Below are 12,352 nucleotides of genomic sequence, written 5' to 3'. Positions count from 1 at the left end.
CCACGCCATGAACGAACTGCGGCGCGAAGACTTTCGCCATTTCCAGCCGATCACCACGCGCTGGCACGACAACGACGTCTATGGCCACGTCAACAACGTCGTCTACTACAGCTACTTCGACAGTGCGGTGAACCGCTACCTGATCGAGGCCGGAGGGCTGGATATCCATCAAGGCGAAGTCATCGCTTTGGTGGTCAGTTCCAGCTGCGACTATTTCGCTTCGATTGCCTTTCCGGAACACATCGAGGTGGGTGTCGCGGTGAGCAAACTGGGTAACAGCTCGGTGCATTACACCTTGGCCATTTTCAAGCACGGGGAGCCGCAGGCCCGTGCGGCGGGGCGGTTTGTGCATGTCTTCGTCGAGCGCGCCGGCAATCGCCCGGTGCCGATCCCTGACACCCTGCGGGCGGCATTGAGCCGTTTGCACGGCGACCACTCAATGCTCATGGGCGTGTGAATGGATCGTCAGGGAGCCCGGCACCTTGGTGCGTTCAAGACCTCCACGGTCCAGCCACTTGAGGGTCTGCTCATAAGCGCGCTGCAACAGGGACTCTGTCTGGGCAAAGTTGAACACCGAGACATCCACGGGACACAAAGGCGGGACGATGTGCAGGCGGGTGAGGGTGCGGAAGTGTTCGATGTCGCTGACCAACTGCCGCATGCTCATCAGGTTGACGGTATGCAGGGCCAGTGCGATCAAGCCTTGGGGCGGTTGTGTCAGGGCGCAACTCACTCCCGTGGGGACCACCACGACGGTGGTGGCGCCCAGGGCGACGGCCGTTGAAATGGGTGTATTGCTGGCCACCCCTCCATCAATCAGGAACTGATCGGCAATGTGTACGCTGGGGAACACCAGCGGGATTGCTGCGCTGGCCAATAGCGCCTGCCCGAGTTCACCACTGGACAGCACGGTCTCGGCGCCGCTGAGCAGGTCGGTGGTGACGATGTGCAGAGGCAATACCGCCTCTTCAATGCGCTGAATGGGCAACGCCTGACCCAGCAATCGGTTCAAGGCCGCCGGTTGCAACAGAAAGCCGCGCCGATTGATCAGTCCTCTGCAGGTGTCGAGCCACGAGAGGGGGAAAATGTCATTTTTGCTCAGCCCGCGCCAGAATCCGGCGAGCGCCTCGACGCCGGCCGAATCGGGCCTTGCGGCAAAGTAGGCGCCGTTGATTGCGCCTACCGAAGCGCCAACGACCATGTCGAATCGGACATCGGCCTCGACCAGGGCGCGCAACATGCCCACCTGCACCGCCCCCAGGCTGCCGCCACCAGCGAATACAATTGCGGTCCTGGTTGCCATGGTCGAAGTCTCTGTGCAGGGGCGTATTGAATCAGTCTAGCTGAGCGAACAATCCACGAAACGCCGCTCGCCACCGCCGAACTGACCTGCGGGAGCTGTTCTCACTGCCATGCGACAACCAGCGAGGAAAAGCAAAAAAACTTTGGGGTTAAGTCCGCTCACGCAGGCCCCTTTTAGAGTCCAGCATGCCCAGGAGCCCGTCTCCTGCGTTTGGCCGGCATGTGGTTCTGAAGGGCGTAGAAGCACGTTGATACCGAGCCAAATCAGGTATGGTGAGCACTGAAAGGGCAGCGGGGGTTGCTCGCTACCAGTCCACCGACACCGGCCGCCACGACCAGCGTCGCCAACACATGTCCGATCAACAAGCCGGCAACGGCGGGCATCACGACCTGACCAAATAGTCCCGCCGATATTGCATACGCCCAATCCGCCCCAGTGGTAATCACGAACAAATACGACACCGCCCAAAATGCGGAGGATCATCAAACCAGGTTTCCATTAGGTGAGCGTTTGGTGTTTCAGATTTTTTCGATGGGCACGCCATGGTTGTTTTTCCACAACAACACCACCGCGCTGGCGATCACCGCCACCACGATCAGATAGACGTTGAACATCCAGCCGATGTTCTCCGAATACAACCAGGTCGTCAGGTACGAAGCCGTCCCGCCGAACACCGCCACACCCAGTGAAATGCACACACCGAACATCCGAGTGCGGTAGCGGGTGGGAATCTGTTCGGAAATCGACGCCGGTTTGCAGCCGGTGATGAAACCTACCAGCAACAATCCTGCGGTTTGCGCCACCATCAGGGTCCAGGGTTCATTGGAAATCAGCCCCCACAACGGGAACAGGGTGGCGGCAATTCCAAGCAGGGAAATCAACGCGGAAATCTTGCGGCCCCACAGGTCCGAGATCCAGCCCGAAATGGGCAGGAACACCAGGTAGATCACTTGCGCAATGCAGCTCATGGTGAAGGCGCTGCGCGGGTCCATGCCTTTGACGCTGATGGCGTAGATCGAGGCCGACGTGACCCAGGTGTAGTAGGTCAGTGTGGCACCGGCTTCATACAGGAACAGGCGCATGCCATGTTGAATGATTTTGCCGCGACTCCAGGCCGGTTCCGTCGAGCCTTCGCCGGTGCTCGGGCTGTGCTCGCTTTCCATCATGTTGCGCCGCAGCCACAAGGCGAAGACCGCCAGCAGGCCGCCGGTGGCGAAGGGAATGCGCCAGCCCCATTCTTGCATTTCGCTGACTGACAACAGGGACGTCAGCAGAGCCATGTAGAACGTCGCCAGCAATGATCCCGAACCGACGGCCAGAAACACGGTGCTTGACCACAGGCCCCGACGCTTGGGCGGGGCGATTTCGGCTATGTAGGCGTAGGAGGTAGTGGTTTCGCCTCCGTGGGCAAAACCCTGCACCAGTCGCGCCAGCAACAGGAACGCCGAGGCCCAGCTGCCAATCGCATCGTAGGAGGGAATAAAGGCAATCAGCAGGCTGGCACCGGCCATCAACAGCATGGTGCTGAGCAACACCACGCGCCTGCCCAGTTTGTCGGCCAGGATGCCGAAGAAGATGCCGCCGATGGGGCGCAGCAGAAAGCCGGCGGCAAACACCGCCAGGGTATTGAGCAGGGCAGAGGTGGCGTTGCTTTTATCGAAGAGTGCCGCGGCGATGTACACCGAGGCGACGGTGTAGATCGTCCAGTCGAACCACTCGAGCAGGTTGCCCACGCCGGTGGCCATCAATGACTTTCTGCGCAGCGATGTACGGGTTGTCTTGGCCTGTCCGGTGGTGAAGTCGGACATGGTCTCGGTGATGTTATTCATTGTTGGCTCCGAGATGTTTCATGGACCACGGTATGTGGTGGGGTGAATCGGTGAATGCGATGGCCCCATTCAAACGAAAATCCAACTGTAGGAGCGAGCCTGCTCGCGAAAGCGGTGGGTCAGAGGGGTGACTGACATATCGCATTCGCGAGCAGGCTCGCTCCCACAGGGTTAGGGCAGGTGTCAGGCGTTTAGGTGTGCCAGCGCCACTTCTTCGATCCCGGCGGCGTCGAGCTTGTAGTGTTCATACAGGTGCGTCGGCGGGGCGATCAGGCTGTATTCGTCGTAGATACCGTGGCGCTTGAGCTTCACGCCGACACCTTCGTCCGCAAGGACTTCAGCCACGGCAGCACCCAAGCCACCGAGCACGTTGTGCTCTTCGACGGTCATCATGCGTTTGCTGCGTGCGGCGGCGCGCAGGATGGCGTCACGGTCGATCGGCTTGATCGAGGCCATGTCGATCACTCCCACCGAACGCCCCTCGGCGTTCATTTTGCGAGCGGCGGCCAGCGCCGCATGCACGGTGATACCGCAGGCGATGATGGTCAGTTCCTCACCCTCAATGTGCTCATGGGCCTTGCCGAACTCGAAGACCACATCGTCCTGGTAAACAATCGGATCGCGACCACGGCCAATGCGGAAATACACCGGCTTGTCGTAGGTGACCGAGGCGCGGATCGCGGCGACCAGTTGCGGGCCGTCTGCGGGCGACACCACCGCCAGGTCGGCGATCGAGCGCATGGTGGCGATGTCCTCGGTGGCATGGTGCGAGGTGCCGTAAAAGCCCAGGGAAATACCGGTGTGGTGCCCGATCAGGCGCACCGGTTGCGCCGAATAGGCGACGTCCATGCGGATCTGTTCGCAGCACAACAGGCCCAGGAACGAGGCGAAGGTCGCCACGAATGGCATCACGCCACAAGTGGCCAGGCCGGCAGCGGCAGTGACCATGTTCTGCTCCGAGATGCCGAACTGCAGGTAACGCTCGGGGTACTGGCTGGCGAACTTGTTGAGGCCGTTGGAGTACTGCAGGTCGGCGGAGCCGGCCATCACCGGGTAGCCGGCCTGAGTCAGTTCGATCAGCGCGTCGGACAAATAAGACAGGCCCGGGTTGAGCGCGTTGAGGCCACGGTACTGCCAGGAATTGGGGGAAAGTGGGGCGTTCATGTTCAGATCTCCATGGCTTCAATTTCAGCGATAGCGCGTTTGGCGTCTTCAGGGTCGAGGTAACCGAGGTGCCAGCCGGGTTCGGTTTCCATGTAGGAAACGCCCTTGCCCTTGACCGTCTTGGCGATGATGCAGACCGGTTTTTCACGGCGTTCATCGGCTTTTACCCGACGCAATGTTTCAGTCACTTCGGCGATGTTGTGGCCGTCGATGACATGCACCTCCCAGCCGAACGCCCGCCATTTTTCGTCCAGCGGTTCGATACCGATCACGTCATCGACCTGGCCGTCGAGCTGGAAGCCGTTGCGGTCGACGATGGCGATCAGGTGCTTGGCGTTGTGATGAGCCGCGCTCATGGCCGCTTCCCAGACCTGGCCTTCCTGCATTTCGCCGTCGCCGAGCATGACGAACACGTCATAGACTTCTCCGGTGAAGCGCTGGGCCAGGCACATGCCCAGGCCGCCGGAGAGGGCATGGCCGATGGAGCCGGAAGAGAAATCGATGCCGGGCACTTTGCGCATGTCAGGGTGATCGCCCAGAGGGCTGCCCAGGCGGGTGTATTCATCGAGCCACTCCTTGGGGAACACCCCCAGGTCGGCGAGGATCGGGAACTGACCCACGGCGGCGTGGCCCTTGCCCATCAGGAAACGGTCGCGGCCCGGCCATTTGGGTTCCTCGGGGCGAATCGTCATCACGTCGTAGTACAGCGCCGAGAACAGTTCAGCAGCGGAGAACACCGAGGTGTAATGACCTGTCTTGGCGATTTCGATCAGGCGGATGGTTTCCAGGCGAACGAATTTCGCCCGGTCCTTGAGCTTTCTGACGGTCTCGGTGGACGGCACAAAGTTTGTGGCTTTCCACTGTTCGAGGGTTTTGCGGGGTGTAGACATCTCTACCTCCAATCACAGGCATGAATTTGCTGAAGTTGAATCTCAGGGGTGGGGCGCGAACTTCAACCCGAAGGTTGGTCGTTCAGGGTGTTATCAGGGCGCACTCAATGGGTCAGGCCCTCCAGTGCGCGCATCGCGGCGATCAGTTCGGTGCAGGTCAGCGGGCTGCCGGATACCGATGCGAAGTTGCGGGCGTGGGGGGCTTTGAGGGTGGGTTCGGCCACTTGCATCAGCAGTGCATCATCGATGCTCGATACGCCCAGATCGGCAAGGCTGCGAGGCAGACCGATACGTTGGTAGAACCCCAACAAATCGCCGATGAGTACGGCGTCGCGATCCTCCAGCACCAGTTGCACCAGCAAGCCATACGCCACTTGCCAACCGTGAACCTGTTGCTGGGCCCCGGGGACTTTCGAGAGGCCGCGGGTCATGGCGTGTGCGATGGACAGGCCGCCGCTTTCGAACCCCAGGCCGCTCATCAACAGCACCGCCTCGATCAAGTGATCGAACGCCGGCGTCACCTCGCCAGTGCCGGCCTGGGCCAGGGCCGGTTCGGCGTATTGACGAATGACCTGATAGCACTCGCGCGCCAGGGCCAACCCGGACAACGCCGGGCGAGCGCCGAACATGTTCACGCCATTGGACTTGAAGCACTGTTCGGCTTCGAACTTCTTGGTCAGGGCATCGGCGATCCCGGCCAGCAGGAATTGGCGCGGGGCCTGGGCAATCAAACCGGTATCCACCAGCACGTAGCGCGGGCTGACGGGCAGGTGACCCACTTCACTCAGTTGATGATGCGCGTCGTAGACCACGTAGTTTTTCGAGGTGGGGGCGTCGTTCGAGGCCACCGTCGGCATGGTGATCAGGGCACGCCCCGAACTGTGGGCGAGGGCCTTGCCCGCGTCGATGCACTTGCCGCCACCGACGGCCAGGATCATGTCGAACTCGATCGTTGCGGCGGCGCTGCGTAGATCAGCGATGCCGTCGGCGGTGATTTCGCCATCGAAGGTGATGTAGTGCAATTGCACGTCTGTTTGCGCACAGGTGTCATCGAGCCGCGCCCTGATCAGACCCAGGACAAAACTGTCGATGACCACCACGGCACGGCGGCCGCAGTGCGCCAGGTAAGTACCGGCCTGGGCGAGCACTTCAGTGCCCTGGACGTATCTTCCGGGTGAACCGAAAACCAGATTCATTCAGCACCTCACTTCTACTGCTTATTGTTATTGGAGGCTCGGCGGCAGGCTGCCGAGTCCCCCGGTCTTGTTGTGATACATGATATATCATGTTTTTAGGCGGTCAAGACCTCAATCGACGAGTTGATCTCAGGCGATCGAATATCCGCCGTCTACCGGCAGTGTCGTGCCCGTGACGTAGCGTGCATTATCGGAAACCAGGAAGGCGATCACGTTGGCCACATCCTCGGGCGCACCCCAGGCTTTCATGGGAATACGCGCCATGATGCTTTCCGAACGTGCCGGGTCTTCGAAGGCCCGGCGCGAAAGGTTGGTCAGGATCCAGCCCGGTGCCACGGCATTCACGCGTACGCCATCGGTGGCCCAGGCCACGGCCATGCAACGCGTCAACTCGCTGATGGCAGCTTTGCTCGACGCATAGGCGGGGGTTTTCGCCGAGCCGAAAATGCCCCACATCGAGGCGAAGTTCACCACCGCGCCGCGGGCGGCTTTCAAGCCCGGCAGGGCGGCATTGGTGATGCGCAACACGGCGGTGAGGTTGACGTCAATGACGCGGCTGAAGCCATCGAGCTCCCACTCGCGGTTGTGATCGATGATGCCGGCGGCGTTGACGATCGCATCGATACGCTCGAACGGCGCGAAGAAGCCGTTCACCGCGTCATCGCTGGTGACGTCCAGTTCCTGGTAATGGATGCCTGGCACTCGTTGCTCGGGTTCACCGAGGCCAATGGTGTACACGTCGTAACCATCAGCAAGCAGGCGTTGTGCGGTAGCCAGGCCAATGCCCGAACCACCGCCGGTAACGATGGCGGTTTTTTTCATGGTGATTCCTCAGGGGGTTGTGAATGGCGCCTCAGGCGCCGCATTGGGCAAACAGAAATTCCGCCAGCAGGTCGATCTGGCCGGTGATCATGTGGGCGCCTTTGTGGATGACGCAGCCGCGTTCGGCGGCAGCGCTGAGCAACGGCGTGATGTCCGGGTTCATCACCACTTCGCCGACCACGGTGCCGGGGGCCAGGGTGTCGGCCGGCACGGGCAGGGGATCATCGGCCTTCAGGCCCAGCGCGGTGCCATTGATGACCACGTTGAAACCGCTGGCATCGGCGGGGCCGGCATTGATCCGGCGCTCAGGGAACAGGCGTCGCAGCTCAACGACCAGGGCTTCGGCCTTGTCCGGCGTGCGATTGCTGATCACCAGTTCCTGAATGTCTTCGGCCAGCAGCGCGTGGGCGATACCGGTGGCGGCGCCACCCGCGCCGAGCAGCAGCACGCGTTTGTCGTGCAAGTCATGGCCGTGTTTTTTCAGGCCGGCGACGAAGCCGTCGCCATCGAACATGCGCCCGGTGAAGCGCCCGTCAGACAGACGCTTGGCGACGTTGCAGACGTTCAGCAGGCTCGCCGTGCCTTTGAGTTCATCGCACAACTTCGCCACCTCCAGCTTGTGCGGCACGGTGACGATCACCCCCGCCAGATTCTCTATGCCGCGCAAACCTTCCCAGGCTGTGGCCAGGTTGTCGGGCGAAACTTCCCAAGGCACCAGCACGCCGTCGTATCCCAGGCGCTCCAGCAGCGGGTTGAAAAATTCAGGGGTGCGCAGGTGTTTGGCGGGGTAGGTCAGGTGGACCACCACCCGGGTTTTACCGCTGATAGGCATCGCAATATTCCTTTGGACAGGGACTAGAAAGAGGAGGCGGCCAACGCGCCGCGTCCCAGAATCATGTCGGCGGCTTTTTCGCCGATCATGATCGACGGTGCGTTGGTGTTGCCGGAGATCAGGTTGGGCATGATCGACGCATCGACCACCCGCAGATTGCGCACGCCACGCACACGCAATTCGGGATCGACCACGGCCCTGTCGTCGACGCCCATCTTGCAGGTGCCGACGGGGTGGTAAACGGTCTTGGCCCGTTGGCCGATGTAGTTCAACAGGGCTTCGTCGCTGCGCACGTCCGCCCCCGGAAACACCTCTTCGCCGGTGTAGTTGCGCATGGCCGGTTGGGCGAGCACTTCACGCGCCAGGTTCAGGCCCTTGATCGCCACGCGGCGATCTTCCGGGTGCGCGAAGTAACGCGGGTCGACCCGCGGCGCCGCTTCGGCATCGGTAGAAGCCAGGCGGATCTCGCCACGGCTCATGGGGCGCAAGACGCAGGTATTGATGGTGGCGCCGGGCTTTTTGATCGGCTCCTGGTCCAGGTCGAAAAACACGATCGGCACGAAATGCATTTGTGCGTTGGGCCGCGCCGAGGCGTCATCGGTATTGATGAAGGCACAGGCTTCCGTCACGTTCGAGCTGACCGGGCCGCTGCCGAACAACAGGTACTGCAAGCCGTTCTTGACGGTGTTCAGCGGGTTGTCCTGACCGTAGTAACCGTACTTGCCATGGCAGTAGGCAATGGTCCCGACTTCGGCGTGATCCTGCAGGTTCTGCCCGACGCCGGGCAGGGCGTGGCGCACCGGGATGCCATGGCGCTCGAGTTCTTTCGCCGGGCCGATGCCCGACAGCATCAGCAACTTGGGCGACTGAATGGCGCCGGCACTGAGGATCACTTCCTTGCTGCCCCGGGCCTCAACCAATCGGCCTTTGTGGCGGTACTCGACACCGACGGCCTGGTTGCCCTCGATCAGGATGCGCTGGACGCTAGCGTCGGTGATGACGGTCAGGCGCCCGGATTTTTCCGCGCTGCGCAGATAGGCAACCGCCGCGCTGCAACGGCGATTGTTGCGCGCGGTGATCTGGTTGAATCCCACGCCGTTCTGGCGTTCACCGTTGAAGTCCGGGGTGTACGCAATGCCGGCCTGTTGCGCGGCACGCACGAAGCCGCGAGACAACTCGCAGACCTGCTTGAGGTCCGAGACGCCAAGCGGGCCGCCCGTGGCGTGATAGCGGTTATCGAAGCGCTCGTTGTCTTCGGCGCGCTTGAAGTACGGCAACACCTCGCGAAAAGACCAGCCATTGCAGCCAGCGTCAGACCAATCGTCGTAGTCCTGGTGCTGACCGCGAATATAGATGAGCGCGTTGACCGAACTGCCGCCCCCCAGCACCCGGCCTTGGGGAAGGATGCGGCTGCGACCGTCCATGGCCGTCTGTGCCTGGGTTTCATGGCGCGATAGCAAGGGGCTGGACAGCAGCCGGGTGAAGCCCGCCGGAATATGGATCAGCGGATGGCTGTCCCGTGGTCCGGCCTCTAGCAGCAGGACAGAAGCGCCGGCTTCGATCAGGCGCCCCGTTAAAGCACAGCCCGCGGACCCGCCTCCAATGACAACGTAATCGTGCATGCCTTCCTCCGAATGGGTTGTTCTTGTTTTCATGCATCATATATCTTCATCACCCCCAAGCGTCAATCATCACTTTGTGGCGTCGAGTCAGGTGAGTGAAAAAGCTGTTGGCAGTGAAAAATAAAACATGATATATCATCCATCCGTCGAGAGCCTGAGTTCTCGGACACGTCCTCAAAGCAATAAAAAAAGCCTTCAAGACGAGGCAAGGATGACGATGACATGACGCAAATGTTTGCTGCACCCGGCCGCTACATCCAGGGCTACAAGGAACTTGATCGGCTGTACCGGCATGTCGCCTGGTTTGGTCGTCGATTCATGGTGATCACCACCCAGGGCCGGCTCGATAGCCTGAGACAGACCCTCGACGCCAGCTTCGACGCTGAGCGGACTGAACTGCACTACGGGATTTTTGCCGGCGAGGTGACGCGCCAGGAAATCCAGCGGCTCACGGCCAGCATGAATGCCCTTGGTTGTGACGGGGTGATCGGCGTGGGCGGCGGCAAGGTGCTCGATGCCGCCAAAGCTGTCGCCCACCAGGCCAAGGTGCCGCTGTGCATCGTGCCGACCATTGTCTCCAACGATGCCCCCACCAGTTCGCTCTCGGTGCTGTACACCGAGGCGGGCGCGTTTGATGACGTGCTGTTTTACGAGCGCAGCCCGGACGTGGTGGTGGTCGATACGTGGATCATTGCCCAAGCGCCGGTGCGGCTGTTGGTCGCCGGCATGGGCGACGCCTTGTCCACCTACTTCGAGGCCCGCACCTGCGTCGAGGGTTACCGCGACAATTTCCTTGGCAATGCCGGTGCCGGAATGAAGGAGGGCGCCAGCGGCAGCAAATCAACCCTGACCTCCATGGCCATCGCCGAGCTGTGCTATCGGGTGCTGCTTGAGGATGGTGTGCAAGCCAAGCGTGCCGCTGAACACCAGTGCGTGACCAAAGCCTTCAATCGGGTGGTGGAGGCCAATGCATTGATGAGCGGCATTGGCTTCGAGAGCAACGGTGTCGCAACGGCCCATGCGGTGTATTGCGGGTTCAGCGAACTGGGCTGTCGGGCCACGATGTTCCACGGTGAATACGTGGCGTTCGGCACCCTGGTGATGCTGGTACTCGAAGGCAAATCCAGCCGCGAACTGGATGCGGTGCTGAAGTTTTGCCTGAGCATCGGCTTGCCGCTGACGTTTGCCGACCTGGGCCTGGCCGATATCACTGCCAATGAGCTCGACTGCGTGGCGCGCACGGCCGCCGACCCGAACCAGACCAGCAAGGTCGAGCCCTTCGACGTCACGTTCGATGAAATGAAAGCGGCGCTGATCGCGGCCAGCGATCTGGGTGAACTCTACAAGAAAGGTGGCTCGCTGCTGGCGGCCTGAGCCCGTCTGCAGTGCCCTCCTATAACCACAGGTGAACTGATGAAAGCATTTCAGGCAACTCTGCCGTTGACCCTGGATTTTGAAGTCGGGGCGATCCGGCGCATGGGTGAAAAGGTGGCGCCGTTCGGCAAGAAAGCCTTCCTGATGATTGACCCGTTTCTCCAGGGCAGTGACCTGGTGGCGCAGGTGACGGCCAGTTTCGTCGAGCGCGGCATCGCGTTCATCGAGTGCTATGACATCGTGCCCAACCCCCGGCACACCATGATCGACCGCGCCGTCGAGCAAGTGCGCGACGCCGGCTGCGATGTAGTGGTCGCGGTGGGCGGCGGCAGTGCCATCGATTCGGCCAAGGCGGTAGCCTTCGTGGCCGTTCATGGCGGCTCTTGCTGGGACTACACCGAGCGGCTGGGCGAGGCAGTGACCCGGCCACAAAGCCGTGGCTTGCCCTTGCTGGTGGTGCCCACCACGTCCGGCACCGGTACCGAGGCCACGCCCTTTGCAGTGATCAACAACCCGGAACTGGGTCTCAAGTGCGCCATCGTCAACCCGTTCATCTACCCGGATGTCGCACTGATCGACCCACAGATCCTGGTGTCGAAACCGCCGAAGCTCACCGCGCTGACAGCGGTCGATACCTTCTGCCATGCGCTGGAAGCCTACATCAGCATTCACTGCACGCCCTGGGTGGAAATGGTGGCGCTGGAGGCGATCCGCCTGTTCGCGGCCAATGCCCTGCAGTGCGTGAAACACGGTGATGACCTCGAAGCGCGCGGGCGAATGGCCTTTGCCTCGACGCTCGGTGGCATGGCGATCGCCAGTGCCGGCGTGACGGTTTCTCATGCTCTGGGTCAGCCGCTGGGGGCGATGACCGACGCCCCCCACGGTGGCACCGTCGCGGCCAGCACACCGTATGTGATTGGCTGGACCCTGCCGGTCTGCGCCGACAAGTTCGCGCGCGTGGCCGGGATACTCGATCCCTCAACGCTGAGCTTGAGCGAAGGCGAGCGTTCACAGCGCCTGCCGGGGATTCTCAAGTCACTGTTTGCCACTCTCGGGGTCACCGACACGTTCCGCGGTTACGGTTTGCGGGTGGATCAAATTGATGAATTTGCCCAAACCGTGTGGACCAGTTTCAACCAGGACCTGGCCTGCCATCCGAAGAAGATCAATAGCAAAGAGGAGGTCGCCGAGATCATAAGAATGTGTTGTTGACCGCTGTAGTGAAACAGGCGCTGTCAGGCTCGATAGCGCACCTGCGAACGTTTTGAAGACGTTGTATTGGCCGACCTGTCAGTGAGGTCGGTGGGGTTCTGTACGCTC

The 12,352-nt window shown here is 61.3% G+C and carries 11 protein-coding genes and 1 pseudogene; 3 read left to right on the top strand and 9 right to left on the bottom strand.

Annotated elements, in window-relative coordinates:
• Nucleotides 1-7: 7 nt before the first annotated feature.
• The gene (locus tag F8N66_RS14675) at nucleotides 8-457 is read left to right on the top strand and encodes an acyl-CoA thioesterase (protein WP_150770841.1); all 450 of its coding nucleotides are present in this window, start codon (nucleotides 8-10) and stop codon (nucleotides 455-457) included.
• Here F8N66_RS14675 and F8N66_RS14670 read toward each other — a convergent pair.
• The 9 genes and pseudogenes from F8N66_RS14670 to F8N66_RS14630 form a co-directional block, all read right to left on the bottom strand.
• Complete coding sequence (locus tag F8N66_RS14670; protein WP_150770840.1) at nucleotides 437-1,303, bottom strand: patatin-like phospholipase family protein; 867 nt, start codon at nucleotides 1,301-1,303, stop codon at nucleotides 437-439. The two genes, F8N66_RS14675 and F8N66_RS14670, sit on opposite strands and share 21 nt — an antisense overlap.
• 120 nt (nucleotides 1,304-1,423) lie before the next feature.
• Nucleotides 1,424-1,764 (bottom strand): annotated as a pseudogene (locus F8N66_RS31760) (LysE family translocator); the annotation flags it as partial.
• Nucleotides 1,765-1,821: 57 nt separating this feature from the next.
• Nucleotides 1,822-3,132: an MFS transporter gene (locus tag F8N66_RS14660; protein ID WP_191622993.1), complete on the bottom strand. Its 1,311-nt coding sequence runs from the start codon at nucleotides 3,130-3,132 to the stop codon at nucleotides 1,822-1,824.
• Between the two features lie 183 nt (nucleotides 3,133-3,315).
• Nucleotides 3,316-4,296, bottom strand: coding sequence for a transketolase family protein (locus tag F8N66_RS14655; RefSeq protein WP_150770839.1), 981 nt, complete (start codon nucleotides 4,294-4,296; stop codon nucleotides 3,316-3,318).
• Between the two features lie 2 nt (nucleotides 4,297-4,298).
• Complete coding sequence (locus F8N66_RS14650) at nucleotides 4,299-5,186, bottom strand: transketolase (protein ID WP_150770838.1); 888 nt, start codon at nucleotides 5,184-5,186, stop codon at nucleotides 4,299-4,301.
• A gap of 104 nt (nucleotides 5,187-5,290) precedes the next feature.
• Nucleotides 5,291-6,382, bottom strand: coding sequence for a glycerol dehydrogenase (locus tag F8N66_RS14645; RefSeq protein ID WP_150770837.1), 1,092 nt, complete (start codon nucleotides 6,380-6,382; stop codon nucleotides 5,291-5,293).
• Between the two features lie 129 nt (nucleotides 6,383-6,511).
• On the bottom strand, nucleotides 6,512-7,204 hold the full coding sequence (locus tag F8N66_RS14640) for an SDR family NAD(P)-dependent oxidoreductase (protein ID WP_150770836.1): 693 nt from the start codon (nucleotides 7,202-7,204) through the stop codon (nucleotides 6,512-6,514).
• Nucleotides 7,205-7,235: 31 nt separating this feature from the next.
• Nucleotides 7,236-8,036, bottom strand: a complete 801-nt coding sequence (locus tag F8N66_RS14635) for a shikimate dehydrogenase family protein (RefSeq protein WP_150770835.1) — start codon at nucleotides 8,034-8,036, stop codon at nucleotides 7,236-7,238.
• A 23-nt stretch (nucleotides 8,037-8,059) separates the two neighbouring features.
• Nucleotides 8,060-9,658 carry a GMC family oxidoreductase gene (locus F8N66_RS14630; protein ID WP_150770834.1) on the bottom strand — a complete coding sequence of 533 codons (1,599 nt, stop codon included), beginning with the start codon at nucleotides 9,656-9,658 and terminating at the stop codon, nucleotides 8,060-8,062.
• A 222-nt stretch (nucleotides 9,659-9,880) separates the two neighbouring features.
• Between F8N66_RS14630 and F8N66_RS14625 the strand changes: the two genes are divergently transcribed.
• Nucleotides 9,881-11,032: a glycerol dehydrogenase gene (locus F8N66_RS14625; protein WP_150770833.1), complete on the top strand. Its 1,152-nt coding sequence runs from the start codon at nucleotides 9,881-9,883 to the stop codon at nucleotides 11,030-11,032.
• Nucleotides 11,033-11,071: 39 nt separating this feature from the next.
• Nucleotides 11,072-12,244, top strand: a complete 1,173-nt coding sequence (locus tag F8N66_RS14620; protein WP_150770832.1) for an iron-containing alcohol dehydrogenase — start codon at nucleotides 11,072-11,074, stop codon at nucleotides 12,242-12,244.
• Nucleotides 12,245-12,352: the final 108 nt, after the last annotated feature.

The sequence above is a fragment of the Pseudomonas fluorescens genome, assembly GCF_902498195.1.
GTDB lineage: Bacteria > Pseudomonadota > Gammaproteobacteria > Pseudomonadales > Pseudomonadaceae > Aquipseudomonas > Aquipseudomonas fluorescens_BU.
This window is presented reverse-complemented; position numbering and strand designations above follow the sequence as displayed.

Excerpts from the sequence above, each read along its gene's own strand:
- F8N66_RS14675 (WP_150770841.1), top strand. The coding sequence starts at position 8 with ATGAACGAACTGCGGCGCGAAGACTTTCGCCATTTCCAGCCGATCACC.
- F8N66_RS14670 (WP_150770840.1), bottom strand. The coding sequence starts at position 1,303 with ATGGCAACCAGGACCGCAATTGTATTCGCTGGTGGCGGCAGCCTGGGG.
- F8N66_RS14660 (WP_191622993.1), bottom strand. The coding sequence starts at position 3,132 with ATGAATAACATCACCGAGACCATGTCCGACTTCACCACCGGACAGGCC.
- F8N66_RS14655 (WP_150770839.1), bottom strand. The coding sequence starts at position 4,296 with ATGAACGCCCCACTTTCCCCCAATTCCTGGCAGTACCGTGGCCTCAAC.
- F8N66_RS14650 (WP_150770838.1), bottom strand. The coding sequence starts at position 5,186 with ATGTCTACACCCCGCAAAACCCTCGAACAGTGGAAAGCCACAAACTTT.
- F8N66_RS14645 (WP_150770837.1), bottom strand. The coding sequence starts at position 6,382 with ATGAATCTGGTTTTCGGTTCACCCGGAAGATACGTCCAGGGCACTGAA.
- F8N66_RS14640 (WP_150770836.1), bottom strand. The coding sequence starts at position 7,204 with ATGAAAAAAACCGCCATCGTTACCGGCGGTGGTTCGGGCATTGGCCTG.
- F8N66_RS14635 (WP_150770835.1), bottom strand. The coding sequence starts at position 8,036 with ATGCCTATCAGCGGTAAAACCCGGGTGGTGGTCCACCTGACCTACCCC.
- F8N66_RS14630 (WP_150770834.1), bottom strand. The coding sequence starts at position 9,658 with ATGCACGATTACGTTGTCATTGGAGGCGGGTCCGCGGGCTGTGCTTTA.
- F8N66_RS14625 (WP_150770833.1), top strand. The coding sequence starts at position 9,881 with ATGACGCAAATGTTTGCTGCACCCGGCCGCTACATCCAGGGCTACAAG.
- F8N66_RS14620 (WP_150770832.1), top strand. The coding sequence starts at position 11,072 with ATGAAAGCATTTCAGGCAACTCTGCCGTTGACCCTGGATTTTGAAGTC.